Here is a 25,670-nt window from a genome sequence, read left to right as displayed (position 1 = left end):
TTTAAATTGTATTGTTTTTATCTATTTGATTGATGATCGTTTTCACTGAACCTGCTGAGATAAAAGTATCTGCCGGAGTATTAACAACATAATCGACCAGTTTTTCTACAGACGAAACAGCAACATGCATTCTGGTGTCAGATGATGCGTAATACACATAAACCGTTCCGTCAGTATCTTCAATCCATCCGTTTGAGAACAAAACATTCGATACATCGCCAACTCTTTCGATTCCTTCAGGCCCCATAAAATGCCCTGCCGGAACGTGTGTCACTTTCGAAATATCGTTTAAATCTGTCATGAACATATAAAGTGTATATCGTAATCCTGCAGCGGTATTTCGAACACCGTGTGCGAGATGCAGCCAGCCTTTTTCCGTTTTGATAGGAGCAGGGCCAAGACCATTTTTCAATTCATAAATCGTGTGATATTGTTTCCCAAAGATGATTTTTTCGTCTTTTACAATCGGATTTGTCATATCGTCAACGTAGCCTAAACCAATTCCTCCACCGGCACCAACATCAATAAAACCATCTTGCGGACGTGTATATAAAGCATATTTCCCGTTTACAAATTCAGGATGCAAAACCACATTACGCTGTTGTCCGGTATTCGAAATCAAATCCGGTAATCTTTCCCAGTTTATTAAATCTTTTGTACGCACGATTCCTGCATTGGCTACAGCCGAACTTGTATCGCTTTTAGGCGCTTTTGGATCTTTTCTTTCCGTACAAAAAATACCGTAAATCCAGCCGTCTTCATGGTGAATCAAACGCATATCATAAACATTGGTATCCGGTTCTTCGGTTTGTGGAATCACGCAGGGTTTGTCCCAAAATTTAAAATTATCAACTCCGTTTGGGCTTTCCGCAATAGCGAAAAAAGATTTTCTGTCGATTCCTTCAACACGAACTGCCAGTAAATACTTTCCTTTCCATTTCATGGCGCCTGCGTTAAAAGCGGCATTCATCCCAATCCTTTCCTGTAAAAACGGATTGGTTTTTTCGTTAAGGTCAAAGCGCCAGTTCAATGGTACATGGGCTGCTGTAACAACCGGATTTTTGTAGCGTTCGTATATACCGTTTCCGGCGTGATCCTGTGGCGCATTTTTTTGCCCGATCAGTGTTGTATGTTCTTTTTCTAATGCTACTTTTCTATCCTGAAATGTAGTCGAAGAGGCTATTGCTGTCATATAAATAGATTTCTGTATCTGTATTTTTTTAATTGTTTTGGTCTCGTTTTTCGTTTAAATCCTGTTCGATTACCTGAAGTTTATCTTCGGATAACGGATAGAACAAGATAAAAGCGACTGATATTATTGCTGCAATGGCAGGAAGTATGCTTAACATTAATTGAATTCCGTTCTGGGTTACGGCAGTTTGCTCAACATTAGCCTGAAAACCATAATAGCCTAAAAGCCATCCGGTTCCGGCACCACCAATGGTCCATCCAAATTTTTGTGACATAGATGATGCAGAGAAAACCAATCCTGTTGCTCTGCGGCCTTGTTTCCATTCTGAGTAATCGGCGCTATCGGCATACATCGACCAGATTAATGGGAAAATACAACCTGCACAAATACTGATTAAAACCTGAAAACTCATGATTAAGAACACATCTTCTTTCCCAAAGAAATAGAAAATCAAGCTCAAAATTGCGGCCAATGCCATGGCGCCAAAAAAGGTTTTCTTTTTACCAATTCTGTTGGCAATTGGCGTAGCAGCAATGACTCCGATAATATTGGCGGCTTGCCCTAAAACCAAATAAATAGAAGTGGGCGTCATGTGAAAATCTGTACCGAAAAGCGAGAAATCGAAGTTCACGCTGTTGCTTACATAATATTTAAAGTAATAAACGGCAGCTCCGTCACGGATAGAATTAAAAACCAATGCACCAATTCCGGCTCCCAGTAAAATCCACCAGGGTTTATTTTTTAAGAGATCTTTTAAATCTTCCTTTAGATTATTTTGTTCGTCTGAAATTGGTTTTACCCTTTCTTTCGTAAAGAAAAAACAAGCCCAGAAAAAAATAGTTGTAATGATTCCGAACACGGCAATTGTAGCCAGCCAACCTGATTTAGAGTTTAGGCTTCCGCCGAAATAATTCACTAAAGGCTCAATTAACCAAAGCGCCAGAAGACTTCCTCCAAAAGCAAAAACCATTCTGTAAGAAGACAAAGTATTTCTTTCTTTTCGGTCAGATGACATTACCCCTAAAAGAGATGCATACGGTACATTGATTAAAGAATAAATCATCATCATTGCTGAATAGGTAACGTAGGCATAAATTATTTTTCCTTTCTCATCAAAATCAGGCGTATAAAAAGTCAAAACTCCGATAACGGCAAAAGGCACAGCAACCCATAAAAGGTAAGGTCTGAATTTTCCCCATTTGCTTTTTGTTCTGTCGGCAATGATTCCCACAATCGGATCAAAACAAGAATCCCAGATTCGGGTAATCAAAAACATGGTTCCTACAACGGCAGGTGCCAGTCCGAAAACATCGGTATAGAAAAATAGAAGATACATACTGAAAATTTTCCAGAACATGGATGAAGCAGCATCTCCTAGGCCGTAACCTATTTTTTCTTTTAAACTAATTTTGTCGTGCATTAGGCTTTTTTTAAAGGTTGTGATTTAGATTTGGTTAATTATTTTAATATTTCTATGTGTTGATTTTTTTAGCACGCGGATCTCGCAGATTTAAACAGATTTTTAATTTTTAATTCTCAATTTTTAATTTTTTCTAATGTCTTTTTCGAATAACGTCTTGTCAAGTTTATAATATTCAATAAAATCTTTCTCACTTACCTGACCGGTATATGGAGCGTAATAATGCATTTTTTGTTCTTTTTCCTGCCAGCCGTGGTTTCTCCATAATAAAACATAAGAAATTTTATAATCGCCAATCGCTTTAGATAAAGTTCCTGTCCACCATTTTGGGGCCGGAACGGCTTCGTAACCTGCCTCAGCAATAGCAATTAGTTTGTGTTGTTTTTTACCAATTTCATCTATAATTTTTAGTTGGCTTTGCACTTCTGCTATGAATTTTTTACCGTCTTTGTCGTCATTGTTCTGATAAGAATCAAAACTTATCACATCAGCATAATGATCACCGGGATAATTGGCCAGAAAATCTTCCTGAGAGCTGAAACTACTGGTATTATAAATGTAAATTAAATTATGAACTCCTTTTTTTTGCAAATAATTAAAAGTGAATTTCCATAAAGTTTTAAACTCATCCGGTGTGCCATTTCCTTTTCCCCACCAAAACCATCCACCGGTAAGTTCGTGATACGGCCTAAAAAGTATCGGAATGTATTTTCCTTTTTTATCTTTTAAGGAAAGCAGATATTTTGCGGCTTTGTCTAACCAAATCGTATATTTTTGATGGTTTTCTCCACCGGGTAAAACTGTTTTAAGTGAATTTGGTGTATTGTCCCAGGCACTTTTTCCGGTTGCAGGATTGTCAGAATGCCAGCTGATGGTTGTGATACCGCCTCTTTCGTGACTTTCTTCTATATATTGTTTCATTTTTGTAAAGGGAATACCATCTATATTATCCGGACTGTCATTTTCTAAGCCGGCAAGATCCCAGCCATAAACCGCAGGATAATCGCCAACAACATCTTTTATATCACTTCGACCGTCTTCGTATTTCCAGTTTACGCCATAAGCAAGATCGTCCTGATGTCCGAATAAATAACCTTTTTGAGTCAATTGATTGAGCTTTTTATATAAAGAAACCGTTTCAGGTGTTGCTTTTTTATCTGATAGTGACAAATTAGTATTACTTATAATTTGCTGTGATGAACAAGAAGTTCCTATAAATATCGAGGCGATTAGTGTTAGTATGTTTTTTTTCATTAGGAAAATGGTTGTTTTTCAGTGTAATAAGTGTAAAAGTAACAATTGAAACAAGTCTTGCAAAACCTTCATTTTTGCAATCTGTTTATCAGTATTAATTTTTGATTAAAATTATCAAAACTTTAAAAAGATATTCTATTAAAAGTGATTAATGTTTTATATCAATATTCTTTTTGTAAAAATGATAATTCTATTTTTCAAAGATAATCGGATGTTTATCGTCTAATTAATATTATTTTATCAATTATATATCATATTATTGCAAATAAAAAAAACGAATAGTACTTCCTAAAATAGTTTTTAAAGATGAGTAACACTAAAAATTTTTACAGAGAAATTGCTCCGCTTTCGGCCGGAGACAGTTTTTTGGTTTTCGACAGAGTGAAAGATAGTTTTGATTTTCCGGTGCATTACCATCCGGAATTTGAGATCAATTTTATTTTAAACGGAAAAGGAGTAAAGCGTGTTGTGGGTGATAATATCGAAGAAATAGATAATGTTGAGCTGGTTTTAATTGGCCCGAATTTATATCACGGTTGGGAATTGAATAAATGTACAAGTAAAAAAATTCACGAAATAACGATTCAGTTTCATAATGATCTTTTTCATGAATCTCTGTTGTCAAGACGTATTATGAATCCTATTCGTGATATGTTTAACAGATCTATTCATGGCATTTTATTTTCGAAAAAAGTAGCCGAAGAATTGACTCCAAGACTGGTAAAGCTTTCTAAATTAGATGGTATGGACTACTTTTTAGAAATTACTTCATTGCTTTATGATTTAGCCAATTCAAGAAATCAACGTTTGCTTTCGACTTATACGGTAGATTACGATACGTTTGATGATTATGATAAAATGAAGCTGGTGTATGAATATGTGCAGAAACATTTTGCAGAAAAAATTACTTTAGAGGATGTGGCGAATATTGCGAGTATGTCGATAATTTCATTTAATCGTTTTATTAAAAAACGCACCGGAAAAACTTTCGTTAATTATATCAATGATATTCGTATTGGGTATGCAGCACGTTGGCTCGTAGAAAAAGATATGAGCGTTTCTGAGGTAGCTTTTAAATCCGGATTTAATAACATCGCCAATTTCAATCGTAGTTTTAAGGCTATTAAAAATTGTACTCCTAGTCAATATAGAGAAGATTTTTCTGGGTTAAAACGTATTTTGTAATGATACTTTTTTGACACAAACAAATATTATTTTTAACGAAATCGTTTGCTTTTCTGCGAATTCGCTAATTTTTATTTATAAGATCAAGTAGTTTACTGGGGTTGATTTGCGAATAATGTAATTTTTTACACTTTTTATTTTCATATGTGTTTTTTTAAAACGTTATAGTAAAAATATTATCATCAAATGATATAATACTATCGATTTAATGTTTCCTTGTGTTATAGATTTGTTAAATAATTTAAGAAATAAATACAACCCTTTTTTATGACTTGAATTAGAACAACAAATTTAAACTAACCAAACATTTATTATGAAAAAACTAATGACTAACTTCATTCATTGGAACGCTAACCACAGAGCGGTTCCTTTGATTTTATTTTTGTTACTGACCAGTAATTTTATTACGGCTCAGGTTAAGGTAACAGGAGTAGTATCTGATGATAAGGGACTTTCGATACCGGGCGCAAATGTCATGGTAACAGGAACTAAAAAATCAGTTTCAACAGATTTTGACGGAAACTATGCTATTGATGCGCCAGCAAACGCTAGTATTTCAGTTTCATTTATAGGATATGTTACTCAAACAATCAATGTAAAAAATGGAGGTAAAATAAACGTAGTCTTAAAGCTTAGTGCTGAGGATTTGCGTGAAGTACTGGTAAACGTGGGATATCGTAACCAGAAAAGAAAAGATGTAACAGGTGCAATTTCATCAGTAACAGCAAAGGATTTTAAAGATTCTCAGCAAGTAACGGTAGAGCAATTACTGCAAGGCAGAGCTGCCGGTGTTGTTGTAACCAATAACTCGGGTAAACCCGGAGGAAGTGTTTCCGTTAAGATTCGTGGTAGTGCATCGCTGGGTGGTAGTAATGAACCGTTATATATTGTAGATGGTATTCCTATTTCTGGAGACGCTACAAACCAAGCTACAGGAGGAACAATTGTTAGTGGTTATATTGGTACCAATACAGGAAGCGTCACTAATAGTCCATTGGCATTTTTGAACCCAAATGATATTGAAACGATGGATATCTTAAAAGATGCGGCTTCTGCTGCGGTATATGGTTCCAGAGCGTCGAATGGAGTGGTGATTATTACAACTAAAAAAGGTAAAAAAGGAACAGGAAGAATAACCTACGATACTGCTTTTTCTACTCAAAATGTGACAAGATTACTTAAAACTATGGATCTAAGCCAATATGCAAAGCAACAAACGGCATTGGCTGAATATTATGGTGTAGCGCCAAGAGACGAGTTTGCGGTGCCTTCGGTTTTGGGTAAAGGAACAAATTGGCAGGACGAAATATACAGAACAGCTTTGATGAATAGTCACCAATTGTCTTTCTCAGGAGCAAAGGATAATACGAGTTATTATATTTCAGGCGGATACCTAAATCAGGATGGGGTTGTTATTGGTTCTGATTTTAAAAGATATACTTTTAAAGTAAATCTGGATACAAAAATCAAAGACTGGTTAACAGTTGGAGTTACGCTTAATACAGGTATTACGAACCAAAATATTACTATAGAAGGTTATAGCGATGGTATTATTGGTACTACCATATTATCTACTCCTGATGTTGCCGTTAGAAATTTAGATGGTACTTATGCAGGTCCGCCTAAAAATGGTACACAAGGTGCCTGGATTAATCCGGTTGCCAGTACTTTAATGAACACCAATTATTTGGTACAAAAGAATTTTCAGGGTAATTTTTATGCTAGTATTAAGCTAGCAAAAGGATTGGATTATCGTTTCGATTTTGGAGGCTCAACCAATATTCAAAATTTCGAAGGATTTCAGCCTACTTATGCCTGGGGAGCCGCTGTAAATAAAGTAAATCAACTTCAGGAAAGATCAAATACATGGTACGGACTGAATCTTAAAAATATGCTGACGTACAGCTTTGCTACAGGAAAACATAATTTTACGCTTATGGGACTTCAGGAAGCTAATGATTCACATTGGTTTGGAGGAAGTCAGTCTATAAGTGGTTTGTTGAGTAATGATGTTCACTCGATAAATTTGGGAGATCAAAAAACATTGGTTGCCAGCGAATACAAAGGCGAAAATGCTTTATACTCTTTCTTAGGATCTTTAAATTATAATTTTGATAACAAATACTTTTTGCAGGCTACAATAAGAGCTGATGGTAGTTCTAATTTTGCCGAAGATAAAAGATGGGGTTACTTTCCTTCGATTTCAGGATCATGGAAACTTTCTAACGAAAAATTCATGGAAGGCACTAAAGAGTATATCGACAATATTAAATTTAGAGTGGGATACGGTGAAACGGGAAACCAAAACATTGGCGGTGGATTGTACAGCTCAAACATTCAAACCATTAAATCGGCTTTAGGAAATTTCTTTACGGCGGGTAATATTGCCAATCCGGATCTTACATGGCAAAAAGCTGAAGATACCAATTTAGGTCTTGATTTTAGTTTGTTTAAAGCGAAATTGTTTGCTACTGTAGATGTGTACAGAAAACAATCTTCCGGATTTTTATTTGTGTTGCCTTTACCAACTTATGTTACCGGTTTAGAACAATATCAGGGTGGTTTGGCAGCGCCAACAGTAAACTTAGGAAGTATGAGAAATCAGGGTATTGAGGCAACGCTTAAATATTCGAATAGTTTTTCTAAAAACTTTTCTTGGGATGCTACTCTTATGTTTTCTAAAAACAACAATAAATTGTTGAGTTTAGTAGATAATTTTGATTTAATTAAAGATGTTCAGGTTAACGGATATACTACTAAAACCGTTACGAAAAGTGAAGTGGGTCAGCCAATTGGTCAGTTTTATGGCTATGAAACTGTTGGAATCATCAGAACAAACGAACAATTAGCCAATGCGCCAATTCCGTATACAGGAAACAAAGCGGTAAAAAGTGTTTTGGGTGATGTAGAATATGTAGATCAAAACAAAGATGGGTTAATCGACGAGAAGGATTTAACATACATTGGAAATCCTCAGGCTGATTTTATCTATAGCTTCAACAATCAATTCAGATATAAAAATCTTGATCTTTCTATTTTCTTAACAGGTTCTCAGGGAAATAAAGTAATGAATTTAACGAGAAGAGCTGCAACTAAAAACCAACGTTTATACGAAAATCAATTAGCAGAAGCGGCTGATTTCTGGACTCCGGATAATCCGAATGCTAAATATCCAAGACCAGATGGCGGAGACGGGCATCCTAACATCGCTATATCAGATCGTTATGTAGAAGATGGTTCTTACCTGAAAATTTCACAGTTAACTTTTGGGTATAATTTACCTTCAGATGTGATTTCTAAAGCCAAATTAAGCAAGTTGAGATTTTATGCAAGTGTTCAGAACTTATACACTTTCACAAAATACACAGGTTATGATCCTGAAATTGGAGACTATAATCAAAATGCTTTATTGAGTGGAATTGATTCGGGACGTTACCCAACAAACCGTACCATTACTTTCGGAATGAATGTTGAATTTTAATAAAACGATTATGAAAATATATAAAATAAATTTTAAAAGCGTAGCGGTTTTTGTTTTACTGGCTTTATCTGCTTCATGTAGTGATGATTACTTAGATCGACCTACTCAGGATGGTTATGTTAGTGATAACTTTTACACTTCGGATGAGCAGGTACAACGCACTACTTACGGAATGTACGGAAGAATGTGGGCGCCGTTTTTTACAAAATGTTTCTTTGCTCTTTCAGAAATGTCATCAGGAAACTGCTGGTCGAATGTAGATGGAAATGAAGTGATTCAATTTAAATTAACGTCAGATAGTTTTATTTTATCTGATCCATGGAGATCGTGTTTTGGTGTTATTGCACAATCCAATGATTTAATAAATAATTTAAATAGTAATGCAAAAGCGGGCGTAAGTCCTGCCGTTATTAAAAATACAATTGCCGAAGCGCACTTTTTTAGAGCTGTTTCGTATTTCTATTTAGTTCGTTTGTTTGGGCCTGTGCCTATTATTGAAGACAATTTAGCTCTTGCTAAAAATCCAATGGTGAACACGAACAGAATTGAAGATGTGTATAAATTCATCGAAAATGATTTAAAATATGCTGCGGCAAATCTTAAATCAAAAGTAAGATTGAGAGGGGGAAGCACAGAGAATGTTTTTGTTTCGCAAGGAACTGCTGAGTCGTTTTTGGCTAAAGTTTATCTCTATGAGAAAGATTATCCAAACGCCAAATTAATGGCAGAAAAAGTAATTAATTCAGGAGAATTTGGTCTTTTACCTAATTATGCTGATTTGTTCCTAACAAGTAAAAACAATAACGAAGAATCTATTTATTCATGGCAATGGTCTGGTGCTGTTAATGAGTATCAGGCAGGAAATTTTTCTAATGTACAATATGGTCTCGATATTTTAAACGACAGAGTATCTTATGGAGCAGTTTATGTGCCTTCTAATGATATTCAGGAAGCTTTTGAAGTGGGAGATTTAAGAAGAAAAGAATCTTATATGATTTATGGAGATACTTATCCTGCATTAAAAGGAGATGATGTAGTAGGGTTTACTTTAGATAAAACAAAATATCCAAATGTGCTGGATGCTACAGGTGCAGCGGTAAAAAAATATGTTGTAGGTCAGGAAACGGGCGAAACTGGTCCGGCAGACAATTGGGGCGCTATGAGCAACTGTAATTATATTATGCGTTACGCGGATCTTTTATTAATTCATGCCGAAGCAATTTTAGCAGGAGCTAATGAAACCAGTGATCCTTCTGCGAAAGCATCATTTAATAAAGTCAGAAAAAGAGCAGGTTTAAGTCAATTGGATAATAATATTCCATTAACGAAAAAAGCATTGTTTCAGGAGCGTAGAGTAGAGTTTGCTTTTGAGGGAGAATTCTGGTACGACCTGGGCAGATTGCCAAGAGCTGAAGCTATCGATATCGTTTCAAAGCAAGACAGAGGTTCTGATTATGAGGGAGAAAAACATTATACACCGGTAGAAACTGATTTTATTTTTCCAAAACCGGCCAACGATGTAAGGAAAAATCCAAAATTAAAAGAAGCTCCGGTTCCTTACGTTTTTAAATAAACCTTAAAGAAAAACAATTATGAAAAATATAAAAAATATAATGGTATTGAAGTTTTATTTACTGGCTTCAATTTCAATTTTCTTACTTAATTCCTGTTCTAATGACGACGGAGGTTCTTCGGGTACATTGGCCATTACAGGAATTAGCAAATCGGTTATTGATGATCCTTTGGTCGAAGGCGACAGACAAGTAGATGTACCAACAGATGTTATCAATGCGGGTAATACCTATATTATTAGAGGTTCAGGTTTTTCGACTTTAAAATCAATTTCGTTTAATGGTTTAGAAACGATATTCAATCCAACTCTGGTTACTGATAATGCGATTGTGATAAATGTAGATGCCGCTACTCCTTATTATAACGAAATGGATGAGATGAAATTGGTTACGAATATAGGAACGTTGGTTTACTCTGTAAAAGTGCGACCTCCATTTCCGAGTATTACAGGATTTCCTATCAATCCTACTCCGGGAGATATCATTACAATTACCGGTGATTATTTTCTTCGTCCGGTTGTGAATTTTGGAACTACAAAAGTGGAACCTATTACTTCTTCGTTGACAGAACTTACTGTACAAGTGCCGGATAATATTCAGTACAAAAGTTTATCGATTACCAATGTATCCGGAACTACCGTTGCAGGACAATCTTTTGGAAGTGCCATTTACGATGATTCGTATACTTCGATAAGTGATGGATATGCGTTATGGAATGCAGAGGATCCTTATAATGACGCTTATACTAAAGATCCTAAACAAGGTTCAAAATGTATTTCATGGAAAGCCAATCAGTGGGGCGGATTAGAATTTAAAGTGGCTAATTCTAAAATTGATCTTTCTAAATATAAAGGTATCAGAGTAAGTCTTAGAGGGCAAAATGCGGGTAAGATTGGTGTTTTCTTAAATGGCAGCGATGCAATTAAACCATCATATAGTTTTTCATCAGACTGGACGTATGTTGAAATTCCGTTTAGTGCTTTTAATAATCCTGCAGAACTCAATAAAATTTCTATTCAGGAATTTGGAGGTAAAGTAGGAGGAAATACGATTTTTATTGATGATTTAGGTCTGATATTAAAATAGTGAATAGGTTTTAGAAGTATCATTTCAACATTTAAAATGATGCTTCTAATTCTTGAGATGTAAACATTATTAAAAAGAAAACTTATGAAAATACTATATAAATTAAAACAAATTGCCTTAGGTGCATTTTTGCTCGCCGCAGCTTATTCTTGCGACGATACGATTGAGGATGTTGGTGGCGCAGAGCAGAATTATAATACGGTTTATGGTTTAATAGCTGCAAATACCAATTTATCGACTTTTAATAAAGCTGTAGAGTTAACCGGATTAAAATCTACGTTTGATAAACCGGATGATTTTACCTTTTTCATTCCGACCGATGCTGCTTTTGATGCTTATCTGGTAAAATCCGGTTATGTAAATTCGCTTGGATATCCTGATATTAATTTGGTTCCGGTAGATGTTTTAAGGGAGGTGGTTTTAAGCCATGTTGTAAAAGGAGTAAAAAAGAGAGTAGGATATTTAGACGGCGTACAGGCAGATTATTTAACCACAGGAGAATTGGCTACTATGGCCAATGCAGAAGATGCAGATCTTTATTTATTGGGCGTAAATGTTACCAATGGAGTATTAAAAGTAAATGGCTCTGATAAACCGGCTCCGGGAGTAGATTATTACGGAACAAATGGTTTTGTGAATGTTTTAGACAATGTGATATCTTTAGATCCTCCGGCTCCGGTAATTGACGGAGTGTCTAATGCATCTCCATCTCCGGGAGAAGATATAATTATAAAAGGTTCACATTTTGTACAGGTGCAAACGGTTAAGTTTGAAGACAAAGCAGTTACGTTTAAAGTATTGTCTAAAACAGAAATACAAGTAACAGTTCCGGCAGATTATGGCTCTAATGCTCTTGTAAAAGTACAAACAGTTTACGGAACTTCGAATGTTGCTACTCTTGGGGTTAAGTACCTGTTGTTTGGAGATGATTTTAATGGTTCGCCTGCTCCAAGCTGGACATGGAATTGGGGTGGAACAGAAGATTTTCAAAATACTGAAATGGTAAGCAGAGGAACCAAATCTATTAAAAGAGAAAATAAAGATGGATGGAGTGGTCTTATGATTGGGTTTAATAGTCTTAAGGTTGCTGATTATCAATATTTAAAAATTTCGATTTATTCTACAGCTTCTACAAGAATTTTGTTCTCAATAGCGGGTCAGGATGATCCTACAGGTATTGCTGTTGATATTAAAGCCGGACAATGGAATAATATCTCGATACCATTTTCAAGCCTTCATACTGAATTGCTTACCAATGGAGAATTTAATTCTTTATTTATGAAAGAATATTCGGGATTACCGGGAACCGTATATCTTGATGATATAGGTTTCTTATAAAAGAAAGTTTTTATTTTGAGTTGTATTTTAAGTATTCCCTAATTCACTCGATTAGGGAATATTTTTTTATGGATTTTGATTTTATTTATTGATAATCAATTTGTTATGTGATTTTTTAGTATTGTTATTTGAGGAAATAGTATCTTTTTTTATCTGTTTTTCTGGTTAAATTTATTTCATATTAACAAACCAAAAAAAAGAATTTATGAAAAAAAATGACTTTCAATTTTCAACAAAGCAAAAACTTTGTTTATTAGGTTTTATTCTGATTTTAATGGGCTGTCGAGTAAATGCTCAGGAAATTTCAGGTTTAAATCCTTATTGTGTAGCGTCAAATCCATCTTATTCAGTAGTGGCGCCAAGCGTGCCTTATGATGAAGTAGTGTGGTCTTGTACAGATCCATTAGTAACATTTTCAGGAAATCCATCGCCGTTGACGCTTTCTAAAGTTTTGTATAAACATCCGGGGGGTATTGCCGGAGGAGAAATTCTCAAAGTAGAGTTTAAAAATGCAGGAACGGTTGTCGCAGTAAAGCAAATTACATTTATCGCACCGGAAGTACCGGTACAACCTAATTATTTGGTAACAAAAACAAATGATTACTGTACTTATCAATATCATATTATAACATTAACCGTAACACCGGATCCAAATCCAAGCTCAAATACCAATTTTTCAATCGCGCCAAGAATAGCAGATGCTAGTATTGTAGTAACACAAACATCGAAAAATGTATTCGAATTAAAACTGCCGTTAAATGGTCAGCCTTACTTTTTGTATGATGTAACACGAACAACTTCAGCAGAAGGATGTCAGTCGAATACCGTGTCCAGCACCGCTTATGGTAATTCGGTTTCTTTAAATTTAACGGGTTGTGCTAATAACACGCCTAATCCGGGAACAAATTATGATTTTACAGTATCGCCAAATCCGTATAGCGATGGCTATATAACGATAGTGGCGACTGCCGTTTCTTCGCAAGCTACAGCGACTTGCAGGATTTATAATAGTTCAGGCGCTTTAAAACTTACATTTTCCTTGCTAGGACCAAGTACTTATATTCCGCTTAAAACAGCGGTAGGGCCGTCTTTGACACCGGGAATTTATATTGTTCAGGTTACCTATCCAAATGGAACGGTTAAGACTAAAAATTTAGTTGTGAATTAAAAAAAAATGTTCTTCTTAAAACAAAGAACTCCATTTCGAGATCATCGATTTGGAGTTTTTTATATCATTAATTGTTAAGTTTAAATATTCTTTAATAACTAGAAAGAATAAAAAAAATATCAAAATAAATTAGAATGAAAAAAACAATATTATTAGCCCTTACAATCTGGTGCAACTTTAGTTTTGGCCAGGGAAATACCCATACACAATCAGCAGGAAAATTTGAAGGTTTGGCCATGACGCCTCCTATGGGTTGGAATTCATGGAATACCTTCGGAACAAGTATCGACGAAAAATTAGTAAAAGAAACCGCTGATATCATGGTATCGTCAGGGATGGCTGCTGCCGGATACAATTATATTGTACTTGATGATGGCTGGATGACAAGAGAGCGTGATGCTAACGGAGATTTAGTTCCGGATCCTGTTAAGTTTCCAAACGGAATGAAAGCTGTAGTTGATTATGTGCATAGCAAAGGCTTAAAGTTTGGTTTGTACAATTGTGCAGGAACGCAAACCTGTGCGGGCTATCCGGGAACTCGTGGTTATGAATATCAGGATGCAAGATTTTATGCTAAATTAGAAATTGACTTTCTTAAATATGACTGGTGCAATACAAAAGGAATCACAGCACCAGAAGCGTACACCACAATGAGCAATGCGCTAAAAACTGCCGGAAGACCTATTGTTTTTAGTCTTTGCGAATGGGGAGATAATCAGCCGTGGGAGTGGGGTAAACCAGTTGGAAATTTATGGAGAATCTCTGGGGATATTTATCCTTGTTTTGATTGTGAATTCAAACATCCTGAAAATTGGTCGTCTTGGGGTTTTATGAAAATAGCCGAAATGCGAAAAGACATTCGTAAATATTCAGGTCCGGATCATTGGAATGATTTTGATATGATGGAAGTTGGAAATGAAATGAATGATACCGAAGATAAATCGCATTTTGCCATTTGGTCCATGCTTTCGTCTCCGCTTGTTGCCGGAAATGATTTTAGAAAAATGTCTAAAGAAACTTTGGCTATTTTAACCAACAAAGATCTGATTGCAATCAATCAGGATAAATTAGGAATTCAGGGTTTTAAGTATTCAGCCGAAGACGGTTTAGAAGTTTGGGTAAAACCTTTATCAGATGGAAACTGGGCTGTTACTTTTTTAAATAGAAGTGAAGTGAGTAAAAAGATCAATTTCGATTGGAAAAAACACCTTATAAAAGACGCGGATTTTGGTTATGAAGCGAATTTTAGTAAAACAGTTTATAAATTGAAAGATCTTTGGAAGAATAAAGAAATCGGAAACACAAAAAAGAATTTTGTTGCAGAACTCGGATCTCATGATGTTATTACTTTAAAATTAACTCCTCAATTGTAATTGATGATGAAAGCAAAAACATATTTTTTTAGCCTTACCTTATTATTGATGTTTTTTATATCGAATGCGCAGTTTGTAAAACATCATGACCAGTTGGGTGTAAGCGGAACACAATTAGTGGATAAAAACAATAACCCAATCGTTTTGCGCGGAATGAGTTTTGGCTGGCATAGTATGTGGCCCAGATTTTATAATGAGAAAGCAGTAAGTTGGCTAAAAAAAGATTTTAATTGTAATGTTGTCAGAGCAGCAATGGGTATTGAGCTTGGAGAACATTCCTATATGAAAGATCCGAAATTTTCAAAAGAAAAAATTGAAGCCGTTATAAAAGGAGCAATTAAAGCTGATATTTATGTAATTGTCGATTGGCACAGTCATAATATTAATCTCAACGAGGCCAAAGGTTTTTTTGCAGAGATTTCAAAAAAGTATTCTAAATATCCCAATATTATATATGAGATATTCAACGAACCTGATCATGAAAGCTGGGCTGAGGTTAAAGCTTATTCTGAAGAGATAATTAAAGTGATCAGAGAAAATGATCCAAAAAATATTATTCTTGTTGGCTCACCACATTGGGATCAGGATGTTGACCTTGCCGCAGCCGATCCTATTTTGGGTTATCATAATATAATGTATACCATGCATTTTTATGCTGCCACGCATGGCAAAGATTTAAGAGATAAAACCGATAAAGCAATTCAAAGCGGTCTGCCTGTTTTTATATCTGAATCTGCCGGAATGGAAGCTTCCGGTGATGGTCCTCTTGATTTAAAAGCTTGGCAGGAATATATCGATTGGATGGAAGCCAGAAAACTAAGCTGGATTACGTGGTCTGTATCTGATAAAGATGAAACCTGCTCTATTCTAAAAAAATCAGCTAAATCAGAAGGAAATTGGAAAGAAGAAGATCTAAAAGAGTCCGGAATTAAAGTTCGTGAGTTTTTAAGAAAGTACAATACGCAAGAGTAGTAGTATTACTTGTTTAATTTAAGAAAAGCCTGTTCGTTATCGAACGGGCTTTTTTCGTTTTAATCACGAAAAATAGTAAATGTTTATTCCTTAAGTTTAAGTTTAAACCGGGCTTTTTGCAGTTCTGTTTTTGTAGGAATTATCAAGGTTTGTTTTTGCTTGATTTTTGATTTTTTAGTTCAGCGGTTTTTAAGTTCTTTTTGTGTTTTATTTTTGTACACCCCTGTTTTTTTATGGGTATTAGTGTTTTTGTGTTAGTTTTTATGAGTGTTTAATCTCGTTTTTGAGTGTTTTTTATGTTGTGACCCTATTTTTTATGGTTTAAAATGTAAAATTTGGTTATTGATTTTTCAAAAATGATTCTCTATTTATGTCAAATCACGATTATTGTTAATTTAATTTTTGTAATCCATAATTCTGCTGTCAAAACATCAAAAAAGTAGTTTGCAATTATTCTACTCATACAAAAGTTAATAAATTCGCTAATGAAAATGAAGATGATTTAGAGGCAGAAAAGAGGTTTTAAAAAGGGACTTATAGTATTACAATACACATATAAAAGATTAACTAACCAGAATCAATTAATAACCAAAAACCAATTACACATGAAAAAAGTATTACACATTTTTGCCGCGATGTTAACGAGTTCTTTTGCTTTTGCTCAAGATGATACTGAAACCACAACTTCGCCAGCAACAACTTGGGGAGGATCAGCAGATGCTTATTATAAATATGATTTTTCAAAACAAATGAATGGCTTAACGAGCTTTACCAACTCACAAGACTCATTCGAATTAGGAATGGCCTCAGTTCAGGCAGCGCACACGTTCGGAAAAGCCTCTGTTTTTGTAGACTTAGGTTTCGGAAAAAGAGCAGGAGAATTTTCATATAATGAAACAACAGATAAAGATATTGATGCAAAATTTTTAATTAAACAATTGTTTTTCACTTATCAAATTACAGATGAATTTAAAGTAGTGGCAGGTAGTTTTGGTACACATATAGGATATGAAGTATTAGATGCGATAGGAAATAAAAACTATAGTATGTCTTATGCCTTTTCTTATGGTCCGTTCTTTAATACCGGGGTAAAAGCACAATATACCTCAGGAAAATTTACTGCCATGGCAGGAATTACAAATCCTACTGATTTTAAATCAGCTATGGATGCCGGTTCAACTCAAAAAACATTTATAGCTCAGTTGGGTTATATTGGAGAAACAGGAAGCGCATATTTGAATTTTACATCAGGAAGTACAAATCCTACTCCGGGAACTTTAGTAGTGCCATCGGATGAAAATAAAACACAAATTGACTTTGTGGCATCAAAAACAATAACAGATGCGTTTTCTTTAGGATTTAATGCTACTTATGCTAAAACTAAAAATGACTTTGACAGCAGTTTAGATGGCGATTGGTTTTCATTAGTAGGATATGCTAACTATGCTTTCAAACCGTCATTGAGCTTAGCTTACAGAATGGAATATTTTGATGCTAAAGATGCTGCCGCTAATGTAGGGACCTTAATGGGATCAAGTGTTTTTGCTAATACAGTTTCTTTAAACTATAAAGTTGGAAAACTAACTATAATTCCTGAGTTAAGATACGATGCAGCCTCAGAAGATATCTTTTTAGATAAAGATGCTTTACCAACAGGCGGATCATTCTACGCTCTAATTGCTACAACATACTCTTTCTAGAGATAAAGATTGATATTTTTTTTTTTTTTTTGGAGCTGTCAAAACACACTAATGTTTTGGCAGCTTTTTTATTTGATCGTTATTTTTTGTTGCTTCGAATTGTTCAATCTTATTAAGTTTTTTAAAAAGCAATATTAATCCCGTAAGTGTTAAAAACGAAAGCTTTAAACAGAATTTTGTCATTTCGACGAAGGACAAATCCCCGCGAGAAACTCCGCAAAGAGAATCCTGGCTTTTTAGAATTACTCGCGAAGATTTGCTTCTTTTGTTCACATCGCTCGAGTCTCCTTGAAATGACAAAATAGATAAAATATTGTTATGAAAATGATTGTCCTAGCCCCGATAGTAGTGGAAATCCTTTTGTGGCGGTGTTCGCCACAAAAGATTGAAACGGATAGCGGGATTAGCTCCTGAAAAAAAATGTTCTTTATTTAACTACACAAAAAAAACGCGTTCCTAAATATTTAGAAACGCGTTTTATACTTTTTATATTTTGCTTTTACTGAACTTGCTTTTTGTAAATCGAATAAATAGTATCTATTGTTTTTCGATCTAGAGTAGGCGTTACATCAGTTTGAATATAATGTAATTTGAAAGCCTGAATTGCTGCCGAAAGATTCTTGGTGTTATAGCCAATAATTCTCAAAGCAGGTTCGATTTTAAAATCAAATGGAGCTTCTTCTAAAATCGGATCCGGCCAGATACCAAATCCTTTTTCTGCCAGGGTTTTCCACGGAAACAAAGCACTTGGATCTTGTTTTCTGCCTGGCGCAATATCAGAATGTCCTAATATGTTTTGAGTAGGAATGTTGTAGTCTTTCTTTAATTTTGTTAAAAGAGCAACCAAACTGCTAATCTGTGCTTCTGTAAAAGGTTTAAAACCATTATTGTCAAGTTCTATTCCTATAGACGAAGAGTTTATATCTGTATTTTTTCCCCAAGTTGCAGCTCCTGCATGCCATGCTCTCAAATAATCATTTAACATCTGAACTACTTTTCCGTTTTCAGAAATGATATAATGAGCACTAACCTGAGTTCTCGTTAAGGTAAAAGTTTTTATCGTCTGCTGGATTGAATCCTGAGCAGTATGATGAATAATGATGAAACTCGGTTTTCTTAAATTAAAGTTTACTGTTCCAACCCATTCTGTATTTACACCATTAAGTAAATAAGTCGAACCCGTTTTCGATAAAGTATCTTTTACAATACCCAGTTGGGCTGCATAACTGGTGTCGATAACTACCGGGCTAACTGCAGGTATTGGTTTAGCTTCTTTGCTTGTAATTTGGGTTTCTAAAGTTTTAAGCTGCTGATCGTAGACCTTTTCTGTGGTCTTATATGGGTTTGTCGAACAAGCGGTAATAACAAGTGCTAAAATCAGATAACAAAAGTGTTTTTTTGTCATAGTGCTTATATTTTAAGATGAGGTTGAAACAGTTATTCTTGAATTTTAGTTGCTTCAGTTTCTTCTTTTACTTCTTTTGTGTCTTTATCTTTAGAATCTTTTTTCTTTTTTGACTTCGAAGGTTTTTTAATTTCTTTAAAGTCAGCCATAAAGGCAGTATATTTTTCTACCTGATCAGGATTAAGATAAGAAGTCACTTTTTTAGTAGTGCTTTCTCTTAATGCTTTAATTTGCTCTACTTTTTGATCCTGACTACTGCTTTCATTTTTCAAAAGAATTCCTTGTTCTCTCATGCTGTCAGCAAAAACATTTGCAATTGCAATTGCCTGAAGTTCATCAAGATTAACCACCGGCTTCATTTGTTCTACAATTTTAGCTGCCATCTCTTCGGGTGGAGTTTCTTTGGGTTTGCTTGTATTAGGTTGAGGTCCTGACATCATACTTCTGTCCATTCCCATTCCGCCACCGCGTCCATAACCATTTCCGTAACCGCCGCCGCCATAGCCATTATTATATCCGTTTCCGTATTGAGCCGAAGCAAAATTGAAACAGAATAAGGTAAAAACCAAAAGAAATAAAGATTGAGTAGGTTTCATAAAAAATGTTTTTATCTTAAATTGATAATTGTTTAGCGTAAATTTAAGCAGGTTCTCCGTATAAATCAAATTCTGTTGCTTCTATTATTTTTATATTAACAAATTCACCTGTTTTTACGTAATGTTTAGAGGCATCAATCAAAACTTCATTATCAACATCCGGACTATCAAACTCTGTTCTTCCAACAAAATGAGCACCTTCTTTTCTGTCAATAATACATTTGTAAACCTGACCAATTTTTTCCTGATTCAGGTCCCATGAAATTTGCGATTGCAATTCCATTATTTCATTTGCTCTGGCTTGTTTTACATCATCCGGAACATCATCTTCTAATAAGTAAGCATGTGTATTTTCTTCGTGAGAATAAGCAAAACATCCCATTCTGTCAAATTTCATTTCCTGAACAAAATCTTTCAAAATTTCAAAATCTTCCTGAGTTTCTCCAGGATAGCCAACGATTAAAGTTGTTCTGATAGCCATTCCCGGAACTGCAGCTCTAAAATCTTTCAATAACTGAGTTGTTTTAGCCTGAGTAGTACCACGACGCATCGATTTCAAAATAGAATCAGAAATGTGTTGTAACGGAATATCAATATAATTACAAATTTTAGGCTCGCGTTTCATTAATTCCAAAACATTCATCGGGAAACCAGTAGGATAAGCATAATGCAAACGAATCCATTCAATACCTTCTACTTTTGCTAATTCTTCTAGAAGTTCAGCAAGATTTCTCTTTTTATAGATATCAAGACCATAATACGTTAAATCCTGAGCAATTAAGATTAATTCTTTAACGCCATTTTTAGCTAAACCTTGTGCTTCCTTAACTAATTTTTCAATTGGCTGCGAAACATGCGATCCTCTCATTAACGGAATAGCGCAAAAACTGCAAGGTCTGTCGCAACCTTCGGCAATTTTCAGGTAAGCATAATTTTTAGGCGTAGTAGTCAAACGCTCTCCTAATAATTCATGTTTATAGTCGGCTCCTAAAGCTTTCAATAATTGAGGTAATTCTGTTGTACCAAAATACTGATCTACATTCGGGATCTCTTTTTCTAAATCTGGTCTGTAACGTTCAGATAAGCATCCAGTCACAAAAACTTTGTCAACTAATCCTCTGTCTTTTTTGTCTGCATATTCCAAAATCATGTTTACTGATTCCGCTTTAGCGTTATCAATAAAGCCACAAGTGTTAATTACGATAATGTTTCCTTCTCTTTCTGCTGGCGCTTCATGTTCAACTTCTTTTCCGTTTGCACGAAGTTGTCCCATTAGCACTTCACTGTCATATACATTTTTCGAACACCCAAGAGTGATTACGTTAATTTTGTTCTTTTTTAAAGACTTGGTTCTCATACTTTTATAAATTGGAGTGCAAAATTACACTTTTTTATTCAAACACCGCTTGTTTCCTTTTCTTTTACGTGTTTTTTATGAAGCTATTCCCGCTGTCCGCTATATCTTTTTCTTGCTAAAGGGGCAAGAAAAAGGATGCCGCTTCCATCGGGGCTAAAAAAAAATCCGTCAAGTAACACCTGACGGAAATTTCCATTCATCTATTTATTCTTAATTACAATTCAAATAATAAAGTCAAAGAAACATTATTTAGTTTCGATGTAATGTTCGCGCCATCAGTAAGTCCTTGTGTGAAAAATCCCTGATTCGATTTTCTTTCTAAATAAGAGTAAGCTAAATCTACTCTTGTTCCTCCAAAATTATAACCTAAACCTCCAGAGTAACTGTTTAGATCTCCAATTGTTGTTCCGTTTTTATAAGGGCTTGCTTCAAAACGATATCCACCACGAAGGCTTAATTGTTTTATTTTATATTCAGCACCAACTCTTAATTCGCCGGCAGTAGTTAATTGATCGCTAATGTCGTTGTTTAGACCTCTAAAGCGTGGATCGCTTGTTGGTTTGAATTTAGAATTGCTGTAATCTTTAATAGAATAGTCAACACTAATTAATCCTGATTTTCCAAATACATAGGCAGCGCTAAAGGTTGTTTTTCCGGGGGTTTGTATAGTATATGATTCGTAAACATTTACTACTCTTGGATTAACGTCGTAATATTTTGTTGATCCTCCAATAGCATCTGTTGTAGTATATAAACTTTGCGATAATTCATCGTATAGTTCGTACCATGTATTAGATTCGTATGCTAAACCAAGTCTGAAAGAGTCTGTTACTTTAGCAATGGCTCCAAGCTGAAATGAGAACCCGTTACCATATGTGTAAAGGTCGTTGTTAAAGGTTAAATCAGATATTGTTTCAGTTGGCTGCAATGCATTGTCATTGGCTTCATAAAAACTGCTTGTTCTTCTGTAGTCGGTTATATGTACATTTAAATTGGCTCCAAAATAAAGTCTGTCTTTATAAGATGTTGCAATGTTAAAGCTTAATTTGCTGTTGTATCCACTAGTGGAATATCCATTTTCCTGATAATAATTGCCTCCTGCTGGTACGTTACTTACATATTGAGTATTATTTGGGTCCGCTGTAACGGGGTTGATTACGTAGCCTTCACCACCAAAAAATGCTTGCTGTTGCTTATAAGTCATATCTCGGTAATCCATATGCATAATATCTCCTAATTTCACTCCATTTGCCCAAGATAAAAAGTATTTATCAATAGAATTTGTTGGATTTGTTCCTGCTGAAAAAACAGAATTGTTAAAATTGTTAGTGTTTTCATAATTCGCTCCAATTACTATCTTTTTCCAGTTGTTGCTTGGATTGTGATCATTAAAAACAAAAACAACTCCAGCTTGGTTTAATATGAACGAATTTTCTTTATCACTTGTTTGTGTTCCAAAATAATTAGAATTATTCTTAATGTTTTGGTTGCTAAAAGTTATTCCGGTTTGGTTGTTTAGAAAAATGGCAGATCCTGCAGGATTCACGCTGATAGAGGATAGGTCTCCACCAACTGCTCCAAATGCACCGCTCATTGCTCTAAAACGCGCTGTTCCGGTTATGTTGTCTTGTGCATAGCGAACTGCATCTGATACTTCTTGTGAATGTGAGACGCTAACAGTTAGTCCTGTAATAAGGAGGAATAATATTTTTTTCATTGGGATAAGTTTTTAATGTGATTGTTCGATTTGTGAAAGAAGATATTATCTTCTTCCACCTCCGCCTCCTCCGTATGATCTTCCACCGCCGCCACCGCCGCCGCCAGATGATCTCATGCTTCCTCCGCCGCTGTTCATAGAACGAGATGGGCTAGGAGAGTAACTTCTTGTTGGTGCGTTGTTGCCGCCGTTATTGTAGCTTCTTGTTGAATTTGTATTGGTCGATCTTCTGTTAGAATAGTCATAGCTATTGCTTTGTCCTTGCGCATCACTTCTTCTGTTTGTAAAAGTTGGGCTTGAAGAATTGTATGTTCTTCCGTTTGTAGAACCTCTTCTAAAGTCAGAATATCCGTTGTTTTGTCTGTTTGTGGTGTAACTTCCTCTGTTTGTGGTATAGTTTCTGTTGCTATAATTTCTGTTAGTAAAGTTTCCGTTGCTATTATAGCTTCTATTGCTGTAGTTTCTGTTGCTATAGCTTCTGTCGTATCCATAGTTTCTTCCTCCGTAATAAGCAGCAGAACCTCTTCTTCCATAGCTGTAAGAGTAGTTATTGTATCCGTAATAAGGTCTGTATCCTGGGTAGCCCCATCCTGGTCCCCAATATCCTGGGTAACCCCAACCGTATGCAGGGTAGCCCCAGTAACCACCTCCGTAACCCCATCCATAATATGGATATCCGAAACCAAGTCCGAATCCCATTGACCATGTAGGAGTAGTGTAAACATTTACAGAAACATCTGTATTCGCGCTTCCCCAGGCAGGGTAAGCTGTTGCAACTGTTTGTGTGCTGTCGTTATCGGCATAATTGCCGTAAGAGTCAACATCTGTAAAAATTTCAGTTGGCTGATTGTCATCTTGCAATGATCTAAAGTAATCTCTATATTGATTATTTGTGCTTGTGGTATTTGTTTGAGCATACGTTCTTGTCGAACCACCATATACTCCATCATTATCACCATATGAAGTATTTTGGTAAGAACCACACGATGCTAGTAGAAAACTCAATATTCCAATTAAGTAAAAATGACTTGAGTTTTGGCGGAGAGATGTAGAAGTTTTCATATCTGTGGTGTTTTTTATTGTTGCACATTACAAAAATAGTTAGTTTTGTCAAACTATTTAGTTAAAATTAATAAAACAAAATTTGTGCCAAACTATTCAATATGAGTAAGAACCTCACTACAAGATCAGAAGATTATTCGAAATGGTATAACGAGCTGGTTGTAAAGGCAGATCTAGCCGAAAATTCAGGCGTTAGAGGATGTATGGTTATTAAGCCATACGGATATGCTATTTGGGAAAAAATGCAGGCGGAGTTAGATCGAATGTTTAAAGAAACAGGACATCAAAATGCGTACTTCCCTTTATTCGTGCCGAAAAGCATGTTTGAAGCTGAAGAGAAAAATGCAGAAGGATTTGCAAAAGAGTGTGCTATCGTAACACATTATAGATTAAAAAATGATCCGGATAAACCCGGAAAACTAATGGTGGATCCTAATGCTAAATTAGAGGAAGAGCTTATTGTTCGTCCTACTAGTGAGGCTATTATATGGTCTACTTATAAAGGATGGGTGCAATCTTATAGAGATTTACCTTTGCTAATCAATCAATGGGCGAATGTGGTACGTTGGGAAATGCGTACTCGTTTGTTTTTAAGAACTGCTGAGTTTTTATGGCAGGAAGGACATACAGCGCATGCTACAAAGGCAGAAGCATTAGAAGAATCTGAAAAGATGATGAATGTTTATGCTGATTTTGTTCAGGACTTTATGGCAATTCCGGTTGTTAAAGGTATAAAAACAGAAACAGAGCGTTTTGCAGGAGCTGATGAAACTTATTGTATTGAAGCTTTAATGCAGGATGGTAAAGCTTTACAAGCTGGAACATCGCACTTTTTAGGTCAGAACTTTGCAAAAGCTTTTGATGTGAAGTTTGCAAATGCTGAAGGGAAACAAGAACACGTGTGGGGAACCTCTTGGGGAGTTTCTACTCGTTTAATGGGGGCTTTGGTTATGACGCATTCTGATGATCAGGGATTAGTATTGCCTCCAAATTTAGCGCCAATACAAGTTGTAGTTGTGCCTATTTATAAAACAGACGAGCAGTTGGCTGAAATTACAGCTGCAGTAAATGATTTAACGGCTAAACTTAAGAAATTAAGAATATCTGTTAAATATGACGACAGAACAACTCAAAAACCAGGATTCAAATTTGCTGAATGGGAATTAAAAGGTGTTCCTGTGAGAATTGCTGTTGGGCCAAAAGATTTAGAAAACGGAACTTTTGAAGTTGCGAGACGAGATACATTGACAAAAGAGACGGTTTCTGGCGAAGGAATTGTTACTTATATAAATGACTTGTTAGAGCAGATTCAAACTGATTTATTTAATAAAGCATTAGACTATCGTAATACGCATATTACGGAAGTAAATAGTTTTGAGGAATTTAAAGAAGTTTTAGATGGTAAAGCAGGGTTTGTATCCGCTCATTGGGATGGTACTGCTGAGACTGAAGAGAAAATAAAAGACTTGACAAAAGCGACAATTCGTTGTATTCCTTTGGATAGTAAAGAAGAGGCGGGAACCTGTGTGTTAACTGGTAATCCTTCCTCAAAAAGAGTGTTGTTTGCAAAGGCATATTAATTTTTTTTAATTTTTTTTGCATCAGGTATTGTACATCTTAAAAATAGTTGTATTTTTGCATCCGCATTAGAGAAGCAGGCCCGTTCGTCTATCGGTTAGGACGCATGGTTTTCATCCATGTAAGAGCGGTTCGATTCCGCTACGGGCTACAACTTTTTTTTGCGAAATTGTTCTTTAAATAATGAGAATTAAAATGGCCCGTTCGTCTATCGG

Annotated in this window: 18 protein-coding genes and 1 tRNA gene; 11 read left to right on the top strand and 8 right to left on the bottom strand. The window is 35.4% G+C overall.

Annotation, left to right across the window (positions count from 1 at the left end; genetic code table 11):
• Position 1: 1 nt before the first annotated feature.
• The 3 genes from FLACOL7796_RS12365 to FLACOL7796_RS12355 all read right to left on the bottom strand — a co-directional run bounded on the left by FLACOL7796_RS12365 (position 2) and on the right by FLACOL7796_RS12355 (position 3,866).
• Complete coding sequence (locus tag FLACOL7796_RS12365; protein WP_173971083.1) at positions 2-1,192, bottom strand: glycoside hydrolase family 130 protein; 1,191 nt, start codon at positions 1,190-1,192, stop codon at positions 2-4.
• Positions 1,193-1,220: 28 nt separating this feature from the next.
• Complete coding sequence (locus FLACOL7796_RS12360) at positions 1,221-2,612, bottom strand: MFS transporter (RefSeq protein ID WP_173971082.1); 1,392 nt, start codon at positions 2,610-2,612, stop codon at positions 1,221-1,223.
• Between the two features lie 123 nt (positions 2,613-2,735).
• Entirely contained in the window at positions 2,736-3,866 is a 1,131-nt protein-coding gene (locus tag FLACOL7796_RS12355) for a glycoside hydrolase family 26 protein (RefSeq protein WP_173971081.1), read from the bottom strand.
• Between the two features lie 306 nt (positions 3,867-4,172).
• Between FLACOL7796_RS12355 and FLACOL7796_RS12350 the strand changes: the two genes are divergently transcribed.
• The 9 genes from FLACOL7796_RS12350 (at position 4,173) to FLACOL7796_RS12310 (ending at position 17,740) form a co-directional block, all read left to right on the top strand.
• A complete protein-coding gene (locus FLACOL7796_RS12350; protein WP_173971080.1) occupies positions 4,173-5,051 on the top strand; it encodes an AraC family transcriptional regulator in 879 nt (292 codons plus the stop codon).
• Positions 5,052-5,364: 313 nt separating this feature from the next.
• Positions 5,365-8,532: a SusC/RagA family TonB-linked outer membrane protein gene (locus FLACOL7796_RS12345; protein ID WP_173971079.1), complete on the top strand. Its 3,168-nt coding sequence runs from the start codon at positions 5,365-5,367 to the stop codon at positions 8,530-8,532.
• A 10-nt stretch (positions 8,533-8,542) separates the two neighbouring features.
• Positions 8,543-10,105 (top strand): RagB/SusD family nutrient uptake outer membrane protein, encoded by a 1,563-nt coding sequence (locus tag FLACOL7796_RS12340; RefSeq protein ID WP_173971078.1) that lies wholly within the window; start codon positions 8,543-8,545, stop codon positions 10,103-10,105.
• A gap of 19 nt (positions 10,106-10,124) precedes the next feature.
• Positions 10,125-11,189 carry an IPT/TIG domain-containing protein gene (locus FLACOL7796_RS12335; RefSeq protein WP_173971077.1) on the top strand — a complete coding sequence of 355 codons (1,065 nt, stop codon included), beginning with the start codon at positions 10,125-10,127 and terminating at the stop codon, positions 11,187-11,189.
• An 84-nt stretch (positions 11,190-11,273) separates the two neighbouring features.
• Positions 11,274-12,527 carry a fasciclin domain-containing protein gene (locus FLACOL7796_RS12330; protein WP_173971076.1) on the top strand — a complete coding sequence of 418 codons (1,254 nt, stop codon included), beginning with the start codon at positions 11,274-11,276 and terminating at the stop codon, positions 12,525-12,527.
• Between the two features lie 205 nt (positions 12,528-12,732).
• The gene (locus tag FLACOL7796_RS12325) at positions 12,733-13,695 is read left to right on the top strand and encodes a T9SS type A sorting domain-containing protein (protein WP_173971075.1); all 963 of its coding nucleotides are present in this window, start codon (positions 12,733-12,735) and stop codon (positions 13,693-13,695) included.
• Positions 13,696-13,829: 134 nt separating this feature from the next.
• Positions 13,830-15,068, top strand: coding sequence for a glycoside hydrolase family 27 protein (locus tag FLACOL7796_RS12320; RefSeq protein WP_173971074.1), 1,239 nt, complete (start codon positions 13,830-13,832; stop codon positions 15,066-15,068).
• 6 nt (positions 15,069-15,074) lie between these two features.
• The gene (locus FLACOL7796_RS12315) at positions 15,075-16,040 is read left to right on the top strand and encodes a glycoside hydrolase family 5 protein (RefSeq protein ID WP_173971073.1); all 966 of its coding nucleotides are present in this window, start codon (positions 15,075-15,077) and stop codon (positions 16,038-16,040) included.
• 605 nt (positions 16,041-16,645) lie between these two features.
• Positions 16,646-17,740 carry an outer membrane beta-barrel protein gene (locus FLACOL7796_RS12310; protein ID WP_173971072.1) on the top strand — a complete coding sequence of 365 codons (1,095 nt, stop codon included), beginning with the start codon at positions 16,646-16,648 and terminating at the stop codon, positions 17,738-17,740.
• Between the two features lie 499 nt (positions 17,741-18,239).
• On the opposite strand, the gene FLACOL7796_RS12305 is transcribed toward FLACOL7796_RS12310, so the two are convergent.
• The 5 genes from FLACOL7796_RS12305 to FLACOL7796_RS12285 all read right to left on the bottom strand — a co-directional run bounded on the left by FLACOL7796_RS12305 (position 18,240) and on the right by FLACOL7796_RS12285 (position 23,877).
• Positions 18,240-19,145 (bottom strand): N-acetylmuramoyl-L-alanine amidase, encoded by a 906-nt coding sequence (locus FLACOL7796_RS12305; RefSeq protein WP_173971071.1) that lies wholly within the window; start codon positions 19,143-19,145, stop codon positions 18,240-18,242.
• A gap of 32 nt (positions 19,146-19,177) precedes the next feature.
• Positions 19,178-19,741 carry a hypothetical protein gene (locus FLACOL7796_RS12300; protein ID WP_173971070.1) on the bottom strand — a complete coding sequence of 188 codons (564 nt, stop codon included), beginning with the start codon at positions 19,739-19,741 and terminating at the stop codon, positions 19,178-19,180.
• Between the two features lie 43 nt (positions 19,742-19,784).
• Positions 19,785-21,098 carry a 30S ribosomal protein S12 methylthiotransferase RimO gene (gene rimO, locus FLACOL7796_RS12295; protein WP_173971069.1) on the bottom strand — a complete coding sequence of 438 codons (1,314 nt, stop codon included), beginning with the start codon at positions 21,096-21,098 and terminating at the stop codon, positions 19,785-19,787.
• Between the two features lie 214 nt (positions 21,099-21,312).
• A complete protein-coding gene (locus tag FLACOL7796_RS12290; RefSeq protein ID WP_173971068.1) occupies positions 21,313-22,815 on the bottom strand; it encodes an OmpP1/FadL family transporter in 1,503 nt (500 codons plus the stop codon).
• 45 nt (positions 22,816-22,860) lie between these two features.
• Positions 22,861-23,877, bottom strand: coding sequence for a hypothetical protein (locus FLACOL7796_RS12285; RefSeq protein WP_173971067.1), 1,017 nt, complete (start codon positions 23,875-23,877; stop codon positions 22,861-22,863).
• A 101-nt stretch (positions 23,878-23,978) separates the two neighbouring features.
• Here FLACOL7796_RS12285 and proS point away from each other — a divergent pair, with 101 nt between their 5' ends.
• The gene (proS, locus tag FLACOL7796_RS12280; RefSeq protein WP_173971066.1) at positions 23,979-25,457 is read left to right on the top strand and encodes a proline--tRNA ligase; all 1,479 of its coding nucleotides are present in this window, start codon (positions 23,979-23,981) and stop codon (positions 25,455-25,457) included.
• Between the two features lie 77 nt (positions 25,458-25,534).
• Positions 25,535-25,606: transfer RNA gene (locus tag FLACOL7796_RS12275), tRNA-Glu, on the top strand.
• Positions 25,607-25,670: the final 64 nt, after the last annotated feature.

It is taken from the genome of Flavobacterium bizetiae (genome assembly GCF_902804475.1).
In the GTDB taxonomy this organism is placed as follows: Bacteria; Bacteroidota; Bacteroidia; order Flavobacteriales; family Flavobacteriaceae; genus Flavobacterium; species Flavobacterium bizetiae.
The sequence above is the reverse complement of the archived record's forward strand: the minus strand, read 5'-3'. Positions and strand labels throughout refer to the sequence as shown.